Below are 15066 nucleotides of genomic sequence, written 5' to 3'. Positions count from 1 at the left end.
AATTGTAATTCATACTTATATATGTGCTAATTTCCACCGACCATTAGCTCTCTGTAACAGGGATATAAGATACTACTGCGATTCTTTCAACGCGTATATTATGAAATTATGTAAAAGGATGGACGTAAAAAAGTCCCTATCGGAAAATCCGATAGGGACGATAAAAATCGCGGTACCACCCTATTTGTAAACAAGTAATTGTTTACCACTCACTTTAAGATAACGGAAAGATCCGTCTTTCTCTTCATGCATAAAAAGCATTACGGGAAAGAAGCTCCAGAATTGTAATTCACGCTTGTATATGTACTGATTTGCACCAACCATCAGTTCTCTGAGACAGGGATATAAGTCGCTACTAGTATTCCTTCAAAGCCGATATATAATTCGTTCAACTAAACTATGTTTTGTATTATAAAACTATATTAAAAAAATTGTCAACAATAATTTTTTATTTCACATCTAAATCAACATTTAAATTAGATGTATTTCCAGCTGCATCAGTTGCTACAATATGAATTGTATTCTTTCCTTCTTGTAATTGACTACGATCGAAATAAATGCTGTAATTTTTCTCCCAAGGATTTAGGAACACACTTTCCCATACACCATTTCCGTTGATTTCATATTGCATTCTCACTGGAATACCAGGTGCTACCCAACCAGATTCTGTCATCCAATCTAGCAGGATATCATCCACTTTTCCTGTAATTACAAGGTTTTCTTGGTCAACTTCGTATGTTAACTTAGGTGCAGTTCGATCAAGAAATACAGCAGCTGTTTGTTTCGTTTCCCTACCAGAATTAGAGGCAACTGCTTCGATTTGGTATAGACCGTCAGCTAACGGAGTACCATCTGTTTTTGTACCATTCCATTTGAAAGGTTTGTATCCAGCTGTTTCATTTTTAGCTTGATGGATAATCCCTTGGTACGTTACATGTTCTTTTGTAACTAAATTTGCATGCAATGTTACATCATCCACAGGTGCAACTAAATAGTAGTTGATGAGATTATCGTCTAATATTTGGTCACCATTTGGACTAAAAGTAGAATTAATAATTTCGAGTCCATCTATACGTTTGTAATCTTTAGGATCGATACTAAATGTAAATGGAATGCGAGTTTCTTCATTCTTACCTTGTTCTTTTACATACACATTTCCAGTATATACACCTTGGGGTAGCGAACTATCGACAGTGATAGTAAATGGTTTTTCGGTACTACTATTCGGCTGTATGCTAATCGATGAAGGTACAGAAGTTTTTACTTTTGTTTTTGTGTTTGCATCTAGCAATTCCACACGAGTTGAAAAACTTTTCTTTTTACTAGATAGATTTTGTAACGTAATATTTTGCGTCAGTTTTACTTTACCACTGTTTGGCTTAATAAGACCGAAGCTCACATTGTTAGGTTTGACTAATACATCTGTTTGAGCTGCTTTCGGGATGTTAATTAAACCAGATCCTTGCGCCATGACAGGATATGTATTTTCATTTACATCTTTTAAAGTTTTTGCTGTATTGGCAAGAGATGCTTTCAATTGTTCTAGCGTCCAATCAGGGTGCATTTGACGTAATAAAGCAACAGCTCCAGCTACTTGAGGGGCAGCCATACTGGTTCCGTTGTGAGACTCATAGCCACCTCTAGGTACAGTACTCGTAATTTGTACTCCTGGTGCAACGATATCTGGTTTTATAAGCCAACTACCTTGTGATGGTCCTCTAGAACTAAAGTTACCAATTAATTCAGTTGGAACTGGTTGTCCAATTTTTATATTTTTCTTGCGCTTTGTAATTAAGTTTTTTAGCTCTTCACCATTTGCATTTGATAATTGCATAACTGGAAGAGCTAGATTTTCTCGTGCAAAGTATTCAGGCATAATATTGATTTCTTTTTCGTTAGAAATTAATAGTACACCAATTGCACCAGCTTGTTTCGCTTGTTCAGCTTTTACTAACGTATTTGAAGTACCTTGTAAAACAAGTGCAAACTTTCCTTTCACATCTTGTTTTGCATAATCGCTTGGATTACCATAGCCAACATATACAAGTGGAGAATCATTTCCTATTGGGAAATCCGATTTTGATAACGGTAACCCTTGATATGTTTTGGTAGAACCAGCTACTTGGAATGTTGGAAACGGGATAGAAACTGTAGATGCTCCAACTGATATAACACTACTTGCATTGGCAGGGGCATCAACAGACCACGGTTTTGGGCCATCATTTCCATTTGAAACGACTGCAGTAACCCCAAGCTTTGCTGCACGTTCTAACGTTAAAGTTACAGGTTGATCAGGTACATTTAAATCTTGTCCAAGAGACAGATTTAACACATCAGCACCATCTTGAATTGCTCGTTCAATACCTTGAATAATATCGTCTGTTGTACCAGCTCCACCGTCATTCATGACACGATAGGCTAAAATAGAAGCGTTTGGAGCAACGCCCTTAATTTTTCCATTACCAGCAATAATTCCTGCTACATGAGTACCATGTACGTTACCATCCATAGGATCATTATCTTCATCGACTGTGTCATATCCACCAATATAATTTGCTTTTAAGTCAGGATGTGTATAGTCTACGCCAGAATCGATAATTGCTACTTTCATCCCTTTTCCATCAAGAGGTTTGCCAGATGGGTCTTTTAAATTCCACGCTTCAGTTGCACCAATTGTCGGTCCGCCGATGTTTGGTGCTTCTTCATTAGTAGTACTTTTTGATGTTTCATGTAGTTTATATGTTAAGTTCGGATAGACTGCTTTTACTTCAGGTAAAGAAGCAAGAGCAGTAATTTGATCTCCAGGAACTGAAATAGAGAATCCGGAAAATAACGTATTATACACTTCTTTAATTTTTGCACCAGGTGCTTTTTCTTTTATTTTCTTAGTCGTATCTTCTTGTGCTTTTTTTAGCTCGGCATGATAAGACTGTGCATGATTACTTTGTAAATCTGGAGCATGCTGAATATTACCTTGTGCTGCGAGAGGTGCATGTTGCAATTCTACAATGACTGAAATTTCTTTTGCAGTTTTTGTTTCAACATTTTGCGCAATTTTATTTTCTCCCCACTGTTCAATCGTTGTTTTTAGTTGTGGACTAAATTGCTTCTCCTTTTGCAGTGATTCAGCATGTGCGCTTAAAGCTCCAAAACTGGAAAAGACGAGCGCCATACTTAATAGTGTAGATGTAGTTTTTTTCATTGAAACTCCCCCTAATAAAAAGCGCTAATATTCCGAAAAATAATCTTGCAAATTTATCCGACTTTAATGGGCAGTAAGACCCCCACCTCAAAATGCAGCGAAAGCAAAGAAGTTAGGTGGGGATCAACTGCCCATAAAAGTCCGATTGGTTCAACTAATAATCAGTGGGGGATGAAGAAAACCCCCACTGATTAAAGTTTCACTTTATCCCGAATTACATAATCGGATGTTAGCTAAACTATATTTTCGACATAATTCATACCAATCCTCTATGAATTTGAAATTTCTTGGGAAATTTTTTCTGATTATGTCGAATAGGTATTTTTTACATATTGTAGGTGGACATTGAGGAATGCTAGGAAGGAAATGGAGGGGTGTTATGAAAAAGGTTATAGTAAGTGCCATCGTAGTATTATTTATATTTTTAAGTTCAATTACTATTATTAAAGCAGAAAATAGTGGTGTGAAAATTGCTTTTGTTCGTCATCATGACCTTTGGATTAAAATTGATGGAAAGGAAAAACAAATAACAAAAGGTGAATACATAATAGGGCCGAAATGGTCTCATGATGGAGAATGGATTGCCTATGTTAAAGGGAAGAAACAAAACACCTTGGAATTGTACCGACTGGAAGATGGAAAAAAAGTTAGGCCATTGCAATCTGAAGTATCAAATTATCAATGGTCACCGAAAGAGAATACAATTGCATTTGTATTTGCGAATACGTTAAATACGTTTGATGTTCAAAAAAAGAATGTGGATTTTGAAAATGTATCGGCAGGTGTAGGAGATTATGCATGGTATCCTGATGGAAAGAAGTTTTTTGTATCCTCTGAAGCACACTTACTTCCAACAGGATGGACAGGAGCACAGCTATATGAAGTGCAAAAAGATGCCCATATGAACCCTCATAAAATGAAACATTTGTATGCATTGCCAAATGAACATGATGATTTCCTAGCGCTAGTTGCAAGTGGCTTTAAGTGGTCACCAGATCAAAAGTGGATTTCATTTTTAGCAGTACCGACAGCTTCATGGTCAGCTGATAGTAATACGCTTTGCTTAGTTCGTGCAGATGGCAGTCGGTTTGAAAAAGTAGATCAAATGTTATTAAACGCACAATGGTTTCAATGGTCACCATCAAAAAATATATTAGCTTATATTGAAGGGAGCGGAAGAGTTGCGTTAGAGAATAAACATTTAAAAGTAAAAGAACTGCCGGCACTTCAGCAAAATACTTTTACGCCGAAAGGATATGTCGATTGGGATTTTGCATGGAAGAACGATAACATAATTATCGTCTCTCGAGCAAAAGAGGGAGGATTTGAAACATTGCCAGAAAAAAGGCCACTACCATCTTTATATGAGGTTGATAGTACAAGCAATGTACAGCATCGAATCACAAAGCCACCTCATAAGCAGGGTGATTATCATCCAATCTTTATGAAGAAGAGCAATCAATTAATATGGATACGTTCAGACCGTAAGAAAGCAGATGTATGGCTTGCTCATAGAGATGGAAAGCATGAAATGAAGTGGATTGAAAATATAGATGTACCAGAGTGGTATTATGAGAAATGGAATTGGGGAAATGTCATCTCGGTAAAAGAAGAATAAAAAATGTGCCTAAAAGATCATTTTAGGCACGTTTTTTTATTATTATTTATGTGTTTTATTTGGCTTTTTTTTCGCTGGGTTGCCGTTTCCCTGACGCTTTCTGTTCTGTTCATCTTTTGCTTGTTTTTCATGCAGTGTATCTAAAAAATCATTCGAGTTACTCATTTTTATATCGCTCCTTTCATTTCGTCCTAATTACTATAACCATTTAGGAGGATAATCATGAGATGAAAGTTAAGCACTTAGTTTTCTTCGATAGTATACGTAAAATATGCCATACGTAATAAATAGCATAAATAAAATTTGTAACTCTACATTTTCTTTTAAAATAGTTGCGATAGAAGATGGTAAGTAAGGTGATGTATCGCTCGTTCCTACACCTAACCATTTGTTTAAGAGGTTAATGGTACAAAACATAAAAACACCGGACCAGCTTGCAATAATTGCTTTCTGTTTAATTTTTGTTTCCCGTTCATCATCTGTAATCCAAGGATTAGCAGTTTTATTACTGCTGAAAAATCCGTTTATATATCCCCATATAATCATGCCAATTAAGATGGTTATCCATTTCATATGTATGCTTCTCCTCTCCCCTGTAAAAAGTATTTTACATATACAATTGTAATGTTTTCCAATTCGATATGTCAAATGTTTTTTACATATCGGTTTTGTATATAGCAGGAATAAAGGATCAGATAGGGAAGAAATATGTGAGAGAATTTCATAGTGAGAGGAGGATGGGCATGAAACTCGTCTTTGTTCGGCACGGTGAAGGAGAACATACAAAAGATTTGCCGGCAAGTTTACAAAGGTTGAATCCATCATTAACAGATGAGGGAAGGAATCAAGCTAAATTACTTCAATGCAATGTACCCTTGCAAGAAACGGATATATTAATCGCTAGCCCTACACTTAGAACTTTGCAAACGGCGGCGATATGGAGTGAGAAGGTAGCTTGTCAAAAAATTGTCCATCCATATGTATCCCCGCGTATTTTTCCTTATCGAGAAGGAGCGAAAACATTACCATGTGATCACATAGTAGATCAGGGAATAATAACAAATTCATTTCCACATTTTTCGATAGAGAAAAACACAAATCAGCAGTTATGGACGGAAGGTATAAATACTATTTCAGAACATAGCTTTCAGCAAATAGTAGATGAATTTCTTCTTTTATGTTATGAGCTCGGTGCGGAAAGAGTTTGCATTGTATCTCACGACGGGACAATTACAGCATATAGGAAATATTTACAGAAGGTCGTTTTAACTAGAGCTGATTTTTTGCAAGAAACGGGTATATATGAAATGGATGTATCCCTTAAAAGTTGGATTGAGGAGATCTAATGATAGGATGGAGGGTGTATGTTGAATGTTGCACTAGTAGTTGGCTTTAATTCGGATTTAGAGGCGCAATCAATCAGAGCATCACTTGAATATTTTGGGGCGAAAGTTATAACGTACTGGATCGGTAGACCGAAAGAGTTCGTCGATATTCTTTCTGGAAACGGTTTATATAATGATATCGATTATGTTGTCTTTTGCTTCCATGGTGAGGAAGGAAAATTTGTCATGGAAGAGTTAGGTGAAGATATATATGAACAAGATGAACCGCGGGGATACTTTGGTGCAGCAGAAATTTATAAATATGCAAAATTGCATAATGTAAATATTGTAAATAGTGGGTGTACGTTAGGGGAGCGAAAATTAGCAGAATCTTTCTTACGTAGTGGCGCAAAATCGTATATTGGATCAATAGATTATGTAGATGGGAATGCAGCACTTATGTTTACAATACGCTTATTTTACGGGCTTATTAACCATGAAAAAACGTTAGGAGAGGCTTTTGAAGAAGCACGGTTAATTGATAAAGAGACACATACATTTCAATTATATAAGTAGTGTGAAACACGTTTATTCTATATTCGAATAAACGTGTTTCACATTTAACTCACATTTTTTTTACATTTTCTTCAATGAAAACCATTATCACTTATGGTATGATATGTTCAAGTTTTTACAGGTAATAAAAGTTACTATATAAACGTTAGTTTTTGATGTTTCATACACATGTCACGAATTATTCATAATTAACATTTTAAAAATAAGTAACTAATGTTATTATATTATCTGTAACTAACTTAATTACAACTTTAGGAGGAAGATATGGTTATTCAATTTTTAAGAGAAAACAAAGCAGTTTCTTTTGTGTTAGCGGTAATTCGAGTGTATCTTGGTTACACATGGTTAATGGCTGGAATCGGTAAACTACAAGGAAAAGGATTCGATGCAACTGGTTATTTACAAGGTGCAATTGAAAAATCTAAAGGAGCACAACCGGCTGTTCAATCTTGGTGGGCATCATTTTTACAAGATTTCGCAATTCCAAACGTTGATCTATTTAATACACTTGTAACGTGGGGAGAAATTTTAGTCGGAATTGGTTTAATTGTAGGCTGTTTAACAAAAACAGCGGTCTTTTTCGGTCTTGTAATGAACTTTTCCTATATGTTTAGTGGGTCAATTGGTGTGAATCCTGAAATGGTTATTTTATCAATGTTCGTTCTAGTTTCTGGTATGAATGCTGGTAAATTTGGAATAGATGGTTTCGTTATTCCGAAAGTATTAGGTTCAAAAACTCAAAAACGCCAAAAGCAAGCTGCTTAATATATGAAAGCGGGTATCTCAAAATGAGATACCCGCTTATTTTTCAGCTATTATAGGGTTTTTGTCAAAGAAGTCTTTCACATACCCTACAAACTCCTGTGGTTCCTGACGAAATGGTGCGTGATAACCTTTTTCGATAATATGGAAAGTACTATTTTTAAAAAATTGATGATACGTTTCTCCCTCTTCCCAAGAAACGCTACTATCATTTCTTCCCCATATAATTAAGGTTGGCTGTTTTATTTCATCTGCATTAATTTGAAGACGTCTCGGCCATAATTTCATTTTATTGTAATGCTCTTCATCATTACGTTTAAATTTCACTTTGCTCTCATCATAATCTGTAATAGCAGAAACGGTATTTAAATCAGTCGACAACTGTGGTCTTGGTGATCCTTGTTTATTAACGAGTGTATGAGGACCGCCTGTAGCATCAGTTAAAATAAGGTGGGTAACGGCTTCTGGATATAAATATGTTAAATTAAGAGAAATTTCTCCGCCCATTGAGTGGCCCAGTATTGCAAACGAATCGTAACCTAGTTTTTTCATTAATTTATAATACAAATTTGCATGGGTTGGGAAAGAATAATAAAAATCCATCGGCTTAGATGAGCGTCCGAAGCCTAAAGCATCTACAGAAATAATTGTATGATTTTTTGCTAAGTCTGAGTAAATCTTTTGAAAACCATCTGATGATCCTCCAAATCCATGGATCATAAGTAAAGGTGGTTTTTCATTACCAATCTTTTTGAAGTAAATGGTTTGACCATCTATTTCTATCATTTTTTCCTCGGTAGCTAGTTTTGCTGTAAGTGTATTTTTAACTTGTTTTACTTGTTCTACTGGTTTTTCTGCTGCACTACATCCTACTAATAGTGTAAGAGTAAGACAACCTACCATAAAGTAGCTAAATCGCCTCAATTAGGTGTCCCCTTTCTAACATAACGCTGTATCTATCATAGCAAATAGCATATTACGATTTCCAGGAAGTTGGCTACCATTTTTGATCATAAGAGGTGAAAGGAGCGTTTCTTGGAAATTTTCTGTTTGAAGCAATTTGCGAAATGAAAATTGTGAATGTGGGACATCAAGCCTTACTGTGCCATTCCAACATTCACATATCTTTTGTAGTAATTGAATAGCATCTTCTTCTCGTTTGGCGATAAGTGGATTGATACATAATATATTACCTTTTTGTATGCATAAGGAAAAAGCTTCTATACAGTTATGTCTCTCAATTTTAAAAGAGTGACTTGTTCTTGGTAATAGTAATGAATACAGTAAAGAACGATCGGCACCAGTTGTACTTTGATCGAGAGAAATAAGCGATATAATGTCTTTTTCTTTTACTTGTTGCGTATGAGTAATATGTGTTTTAGTAGTTTGTTTCTCAAAACGATGAATCGTCGTTACTGTTTGAAATCCGCATGATGTATAAAGAGGCTCGCCAGCTTTTGTTGCAATAAGTGCAATTGGTTGTTTTGGGTGAGTGTGTGCTAAGCAATGATTTAGCAATGTTCGCCCGATGCCCTGGCCTTGAAAATTAGGATGGACGATTAACATGCCAATAGTAGAAAAACTATCTTTAAAAGGAAATACTCCTCCAGTTGCAATCAGCTTATTGTCATGCATGTAACCGATAAGTGTGCCAAGAGAAAAGTACATTTCGAATTGTTTTTTCATAAATGTTTTCTCTTGTAACCATCCAACAGCTTTACAAAGGTCGAGTAGATCGAAAATAAAAGATTCATCTAGCTGTATTGTTTTCATAAATGCTCACCACATTTCTATTAATTTTTATAAAAGTAGATGGAAAATGTTAAATAAGAGATTTACGTTAAATGAAATCCAACTTGTTTATATTTTGATTGTAAAGGTGAAGATGGTTGATATAAAAAGACAAACTTATACAAATTATAACTGATATTTACATAAGTTAACAAAAAATTTACATATAACTAATTTTCTCTTAATAGTCTTCTATTAAATTTGATAGTGGGAAATGAATAACCTAATTAGGGGGACAAGACAGTGAAAAAGTTTGTGAAAAAAGCATGGCCATTTGCAGTTGTGGCATCATTAGCAGTTACTTCGGTGGCAACATGGAATTTTACACGTTCTAGTGAAGTGAATGCAGATGAGAGCGGAAGCAATGCAAAGATTAAAAATGTTATTGTGTTAATTGGAGATGGTATGGGCCCTTCATATATGACGGCTCATCGTTATATGAAAGATAATCCAAAAACATTCGAGATGGAATCTACAGAGTTTGATAAGCATCTTGTAGGAACACAAAAGACATATCCAGAAGATGAACATGAAAATATCACAGACTCTGCATCTGCAGCAACAGCTATGTCAGCAGGAATTAAAACATATAATGCGGCAATTGCAGTTGATAATGATAAAGCAGAAGTGAAAACTGTTCTTGAACAAGCGAAAGAAAAGGGGAAATCGACAGGACTCGTTGCTACTTCTGAAATTACACATGCTACACCAGCTGCTTTCGGTGCGCATGACATTAGTCGTAAAAATATGGACGCAATTGCAAATGATTATTTTGATGAGAAAATCAAAGGGAAGCATAAAGTAGATGTTATGCTTGGCGGCGGCGTAAAAAACTTTGTTAGAAAAGATCGCAATCTTACAGAAGAGTTTAAGAAATCTGGTTATAGCTACGTAACAGATCGAGATCAATTGTTAAATGATAAAAATGATCAAATCCTTGGTTTATTTGCACCAGGCGGTTTAGATAAAATGATTGATCGCACTGATAAAACACCTTCATTAGAAGAAATGACAAATGCAGCAATTGAGCGTTTGAACAAAAATAAAAAAGGTTTCTTCTTAATGGTTGAAGGAAGTCAAATTGACTGGGCAGGACATGATAATGATATCGTTGGCGCAATGAGTGAAATGGAAGACTTTGAAAAAGCATTTAAAGCAGCGATTGAGTTTGCGAAAAAAGATAAAAATACGTTAGTCGTTGCAACGGCAGACCACGCTACTGGTGGATTATCTTTAGGTGCAAATGGTGAGTATAACTTTAAAGTAGATCCAATTAAAGCTGCAAAACGCACACCAGACTTTATGGCAAATGAGATTGCAAACGGTGCAAATGTAGAAGAAACATTGAAAAAATATATTGATTTACAATTAACACCTGAAGAAATTAAAGCGGTAAATGATATTGCTCCTTCAAAAGATGTAACAAAGATTGATAATGCGATTGAAGATATTTTCAATAAGCGTTCGGTTACAGGATGGACAACAGGTGGACATACAGGAGAAGATGTAAACGTATATGCATTTGGCCCTGGTAAATACTTGTTCTCTGGCGTTCAAGAGAATACAAATATCGCTAAACGTGTCTTTGATATTGTTGGCGGTGGCGACCCGAATAAAGGAAGACGCTAATTATAAACGAAAGTGAGGCGAAATGCCTCACTTTTCTTTTTAGGAGATGGGAAGATGAGAGCTTTTTTCATAGGGATATTATCCTTTCTAATAGGTGTATTATTGCTAGTTGGATGTCAATCCAAAGAGAATCAGATAGAACAAAAAGCTACTACTACAAAAGCTGAAGGAAAGGTACAAATAACGAAAGAAGAAGAGAAAACGATTCAAGGTGTGATAGAGAAATTTGTACGGACGACAAATGAAAAAAATCTTACTGAACATATGGAGTTATTTTCAAAGAACATGCCTAGTGCTGAAGACTTAAAAACGCAAAAAGAAGCAGCTTTTCAAAAGGGAAATAAAAAAATTGAATTGGAACATATAGACATAAAAGCTAGTAAAGCAGGATATGTTGTTGTTGAAACAAAAGAAAAGGAAATAGAAGGAGAGGTCACTATTCAGAAGAAAGTACAGTATGCACTTGGAAAAGAAGAGGATGGCTGGAAAATTGAAGAGGTTCGCACGATAGAGAAGAAATAAAGTGAAACTTTCCGTAAATAGCGCAAAAAAGGTTCTCATTGGCGAGAACCTTTTTTTATAGTGGTAACATAATTTGATCTGAGCATGCCTCGATATCATCAATATCTTGGCGAATGGTTGCCATTTTATTATCAAGATCTTCAGCTTTCATTGCGGCATCATGTAGTTCATCTTTTAAATACTCAGGTATTTTCCCTTCATATTTATAATAAAGTTTATGTTCTAAACTTGCCCAAAAGTCCATTGCGAGCGTACGTAACTGAATTTCTGCAAAGACTTCTTTTGTACCAGAATTCAGTGATAAAGGATATTTAATAATCATGTGTAAACTTTTATATCCATTTTGTTTTGGATTAGCGATATAATCTTTTACCTCTATGATTTCCATATCTTCACGCTTTTGAATAACTTCTTTCAAATGATAGATATCTTCTACGAAGCAACATGTAATACGAATGCCGATGATGTCTTGTAAATGCGTTTGCGCATTTTCAACTGTCGGTAATAAATTTTTACGTTCAAGCTTTTTAATAATACTTTCAGGTTGTTTTAATCTTGTTTTTATATGTTCAAACGGGTTGTAATCCTCTAAAAATTGGGCTTCCCGGTTCATAATTTCAAATTTAGTTTTTAACTCTTCTAAAGCAAATGTATATGGTAGTACAAAAGCTTTCCAGTAGTTAACTGTTGATTGATTATATTCCATTTATATACACACCTTTTTCCTATTTACAAGTGAGGTTGTTATTATACTAAACACCAAATCATGTAGGCGCAAGCAGCAAATGATGAGATCATAAAACGATATTTAGTTTTCATACTTTCAACTCCTTTCAAGTGAAATTCTATATAAATAAACGTGATTGTTAATAAGTTCACTATGTACAATTTCTATAGTAATAGATTCGTGTGAATTTCGTATGAACTAATTGTTTCAGATTTTTGTCTTTTTTTGCAATTGACAAATAGAATGAAGTTATATATTATTTAAATCGTAATCATTACGTTTTAGTTTGCGATCTTTAAAAGAAAGGAGAATTACATATGCGTGTAAATATTACATTAGCTTGTACAGAGTGCGGTGATCGTAATTATATTTCTAAAAAAAATAAACGAAACAATCCAGAGCGCATCGAACTAAAAAAATATTGTCCACGATTAAAGCGAGTAACGTTACATCGTGAAACGAAGTAGAAGACTAGAGATATCTCTAGTCTTTTTTCGTTTATCCCGCTATTTGCCGGACAGTAAGACTCTTACCTCAAAATTCAGCGAAAGCAAAGAAGGTAGGTGGGGGTCTTACTGCCCGTAAAAGCCCGATTGGTGAGGGCTGATTAAAGTTTCACTTTATATTTCTTTTGTTTGTTATAATTACCTTAAATTGTAATAAAGGGAGCGGTATGATGAATCAAAAAGATAAAGAAAGAAAAGAGCAAGTGGCTCATATTATTGACATTCCAGATGATTATAGGCTTGTTGTAGATGATCAAGAAGGTGTGGATGACCCATATCATCTATTATGGTGGGAACATAAAGAGGATGGGGAGAGAACAATACAGATTACGTTGAATAGACATACTGGTAATTTAATTGACTTTAGGATAGAGGATGAAAAAGATTTTTCGAACGGTAAGGAAGCGATAGAAGAGAATAAAGCAAGAGAGGTTGCAAATACATTCTTAAAAAAATATACAAAAGAAGGATATGAATTTTATACATATGTAACTGTTAAGGATGATTGGCGCGGTTGGAAAGAAGTAAATTATATGCAAGAAGTGAATGGCTATCCATTGCCGAATACGGGGTGTGTTGTGCTAGTACATCCATTAGGTGATGTGATGCATTTTCATTATAATGGACAAAAAGCTATCGAGAAAAAACCGTTATGGCCAAGTGATATTGTTGAGGAGAACGTCGTCTTAGAAAATTTGAAGGCTAGACAAGATATGAGACTTGTATTTGTAGATTTAACACACTCCTCATGTGAGTATGAAAATGGAGAAGAAGTAAAAGGGTACCATCTTGTATATGAACCAGATCCTAGCCATGCGAGTTCATTTAGAATGGTTTTTAGAAAATGAGGTAGAGGAAACGAATTACGTATTACTGTATAAACAAACAACGGATGAAAATTATAAAGAATCCTTCGACTGTAGTCGAGAAATTTGTTATATTGATGCGCATACTGGGGAGAAACTTTGGAGTAAATAAACTTTTAAATAGGGAAAAAGGTCTTCGAGAGAAGACCTTTTTTTAGAAAGAACGATTATTCTTCGTATGTATCAATTTTATATAACCACTTCTGTACACTAGCAGGCGGTCCTTCTGTTCTCCACTTTATTGTACACATTCCACAAGAACAGTGAACTTTTCCTTTTGCAAAAATACCGGCAATTTCAGGAGTATATCCCCATGCGTGTTTTGCAATATTCATTTTTCGACGCATTGTACGTTGACGTTGGTGTCTTGTATAAGCACGTGTTCTTTCAAATTTCATATTTGTAATCCCTCCTTGTAGTACAAGTAGCTTGCAAGAGCGTACAAGGAGTTCATCTCTTACAAGCTACTCAGGTACAAGAGGGAAATGAAATATTTCATATTTCACTCTCCAATCTTTTGTTTAAGTATACGTAGTGAAGCTTTATGAAACAACTATTATGCTTAAAAACATATGGGAATGATATCGTACAGACACAAACAACCTCATGCCCACATACACTTAGTAAAGACCACTATTTTGGCGGAGGTGAAAGGTTTGAGTCTATTCGCCGCAATTGGATATATGGTTCGAGAAGTGTTTGTTTTTGTTTCTTATGTGAAGAACAATGCGTTTCCGCAGCCGTTATCATCAGACGATGAGAGAAAGTACTTAGAGTTAATGGAGCAAGGTGATGCTCAAGCGAGGAATCTGTTAATTGAACATAATTTACGGCTTGTAGCTCATATCGTTAAAAAATTTGAAAACACAGGGGAAGATGCAGAAGATTTAATTTCAATTGGTACAATCGGGCTCATTAAAGCAATCGAGAGCTATTCAGCAGGAAAAGGCACAAAACTTGCGACATATGCAGCACGCTGTATTGAAAATGAAATTTTGATGCATTTACGTGTACTAAAGAAAACGAAAAAGGACGTTTCACTTCATGACCCAATCGGGCAAGATAAAGAGGGGAATGAAATATCGCTTATTGATATATTAAAATCAGAGTCTGAAGATGTAATTGATATGATCCAGCTGAGTATGGAGTTAGAAAAGATTAAAGAGTATATTGATATTTTAGACGAACGAGAGAAAGAAGTGATCGTGAAGCGTTTTGGACTGGGGCTTGATAAGGAGAAAACACAACGAGAGATTGCAAAGGCGCTTGGTATTTCCAGAAGCTACGTATCAAGAATTGAAAAGCGCGCTTTAATGAAAATGTTCCATGAATTTGTAAGAGCAGAGAAAGAGAAAAAAGCAAAAGAATAATGTACATTGCAAGCAGCCGTATTTTAAAATGGGCTGCTTTTCTTTTTGTAAATAAGGAAAGAAAAAGAGTTGTGTTCAGAAGAAATCCATGTTCACTGTTGAAAATGACGGATTCTATCTGTAATATTAGAAGGTGCTAAACAATTTAAGAATAATACCATACTTAGCTTTC

The 15066-nt window shown here is 35.2% G+C and carries 15 protein-coding genes, 1 pseudogene and 2 other annotated features (1 of these 18 running past the window's edge); of the genes and pseudogenes, 9 read left to right on the top strand and 7 right to left on the bottom strand.

Annotated features, from left to right (window positions below; all coding sequences use genetic code 11):
• Positions 1–99 (bottom strand) — a binding site (T-box leader) (it extends 129 nt beyond the left edge of the window).
• Positions 100–150: 51 nt separating this feature from the next.
• Positions 151–379: a binding site (T-box leader), on the bottom strand.
• Positions 380–448: 69 nt separating this feature from the next.
• The gene (locus RTP99_RS11265) at positions 449–3202 is read right to left on the bottom strand and encodes a S8 family serine peptidase (RefSeq protein WP_000754168.1); all 2754 of its coding nucleotides are present in this window, start codon (positions 3200–3202) and stop codon (positions 449–451) included.
• 379 nt (positions 3203–3581) lie between these two features.
• Between RTP99_RS11265 and RTP99_RS11260 the strand changes: the two genes are divergently transcribed.
• Entirely contained in the window at positions 3582–4820 is a 1239-nt protein-coding gene (locus RTP99_RS11260) for an eIF2A-related protein (RefSeq protein WP_000756046.1), read from the top strand.
• A gap of 42 nt (positions 4821–4862) precedes the next feature.
• Here RTP99_RS11260 and RTP99_RS11255 read toward each other — a convergent pair whose 3' ends face one another.
• Positions 4863–4985, bottom strand: a complete 123-nt coding sequence (locus RTP99_RS11255; protein WP_000071861.1) for a DUF4023 domain-containing protein — start codon at positions 4983–4985, stop codon at positions 4863–4865.
• Between the two features lie 69 nt (positions 4986–5054).
• Positions 5055–5393, bottom strand: a complete 339-nt coding sequence (locus RTP99_RS11250; protein WP_000871282.1) for a hypothetical protein — start codon at positions 5391–5393, stop codon at positions 5055–5057.
• Between the two features lie 68 nt (positions 5394–5461).
• Here RTP99_RS11250 and RTP99_RS11245 point away from each other — a divergent pair, with 68 nt between their 5' ends.
• From RTP99_RS11245 to RTP99_RS11235, 3 genes are all read left to right on the top strand, one after another.
• A complete protein-coding gene (locus tag RTP99_RS11245) occupies positions 5462–6166 on the top strand; it encodes a histidine phosphatase family protein (protein WP_116733332.1) in 705 nt (234 codons plus the stop codon).
• An 18-nt stretch (positions 6167–6184) separates the two neighbouring features.
• The gene (locus RTP99_RS11240) at positions 6185–6721 is read left to right on the top strand and encodes a hypothetical protein (RefSeq protein WP_000935628.1); all 537 of its coding nucleotides are present in this window, start codon (positions 6185–6187) and stop codon (positions 6719–6721) included.
• A 264-nt stretch (positions 6722–6985) separates the two neighbouring features.
• Positions 6986–7486, top strand: a complete 501-nt coding sequence (locus RTP99_RS11235) for a DoxX family protein (RefSeq protein WP_000236600.1) — start codon at positions 6986–6988, stop codon at positions 7484–7486.
• A 36-nt stretch (positions 7487–7522) separates the two neighbouring features.
• On the opposite strand, the gene RTP99_RS11230 is transcribed toward RTP99_RS11235, so the two are convergent.
• Positions 7523–8407 carry an alpha/beta fold hydrolase gene (locus tag RTP99_RS11230; protein ID WP_041184704.1) on the bottom strand — a complete coding sequence of 295 codons (885 nt, stop codon included), beginning with the start codon at positions 8405–8407 and terminating at the stop codon, positions 7523–7525.
• A gap of 15 nt (positions 8408–8422) precedes the next feature.
• Positions 8423–9256: a GNAT family N-acetyltransferase gene (locus RTP99_RS11225; RefSeq protein WP_000849426.1), complete on the bottom strand. Its 834-nt coding sequence runs from the start codon at positions 9254–9256 to the stop codon at positions 8423–8425.
• Between the two features lie 261 nt (positions 9257–9517).
• Here RTP99_RS11225 and RTP99_RS11220 point away from each other — a divergent pair, with 261 nt between their 5' ends.
• Together RTP99_RS11220 and RTP99_RS11215 are read left to right on the top strand one after the other, a co-directional pair.
• Complete coding sequence (locus tag RTP99_RS11220; RefSeq protein ID WP_000714922.1) at positions 9518–10903, top strand: alkaline phosphatase; 1386 nt, start codon at positions 9518–9520, stop codon at positions 10901–10903.
• A gap of 54 nt (positions 10904–10957) precedes the next feature.
• Positions 10958–11425 carry a hypothetical protein gene (locus tag RTP99_RS11215; protein ID WP_001201006.1) on the top strand — a complete coding sequence of 156 codons (468 nt, stop codon included), beginning with the start codon at positions 10958–10960 and terminating at the stop codon, positions 11423–11425.
• 55 nt (positions 11426–11480) lie between these two features.
• On the opposite strand, the gene RTP99_RS11210 is transcribed toward RTP99_RS11215, so the two are convergent.
• Positions 11481–12131 carry a GTP pyrophosphokinase gene (locus RTP99_RS11210; protein ID WP_000456217.1) on the bottom strand — a complete coding sequence of 217 codons (651 nt, stop codon included), beginning with the start codon at positions 12129–12131 and terminating at the stop codon, positions 11481–11483.
• Positions 12132–12469: 338 nt separating this feature from the next.
• Between RTP99_RS11210 and rpmG the strand changes: the two genes are divergently transcribed.
• Entirely contained in the window at positions 12470–12619 is a 150-nt protein-coding gene (gene rpmG / locus RTP99_RS11205; protein WP_001265617.1) for a 50S ribosomal protein L33, read from the top strand.
• 209 nt (positions 12620–12828) lie between these two features.
• Positions 12829–13476: pseudogene (locus RTP99_RS11200) on the top strand (YcdB/YcdC domain-containing protein); the annotation flags it as partial.
• A 215-nt stretch (positions 13477–13691) separates the two neighbouring features.
• Here RTP99_RS11200 and RTP99_RS11195 read toward each other — a convergent pair.
• Positions 13692–13922 (bottom strand): hypothetical protein, encoded by a 231-nt coding sequence (locus RTP99_RS11195; protein WP_000667453.1) that lies wholly within the window; start codon positions 13920–13922, stop codon positions 13692–13694.
• Between the two features lie 258 nt (positions 13923–14180).
• Here RTP99_RS11195 and sigK point away from each other — a divergent pair, with 258 nt between their 5' ends.
• On the top strand, positions 14181–14894 hold the full coding sequence (gene sigK / locus RTP99_RS11190; RefSeq protein ID WP_000051382.1) for an RNA polymerase sporulation sigma factor SigK: 714 nt from the start codon (positions 14181–14183) through the stop codon (positions 14892–14894).
• The last annotated feature ends 172 nt before the right edge of the window (positions 14895–15066 follow it).

The sequence above is a fragment of the Bacillus sp. (in: firmicutes) genome (assembly GCF_031983925.1).
Classification (GTDB): Bacteria; Bacillota; Bacilli; order Bacillales; family Bacillaceae_G; genus Bacillus_A; species Bacillus_A pacificus.
This window is presented reverse-complemented; position numbering and strand designations above follow the sequence as displayed.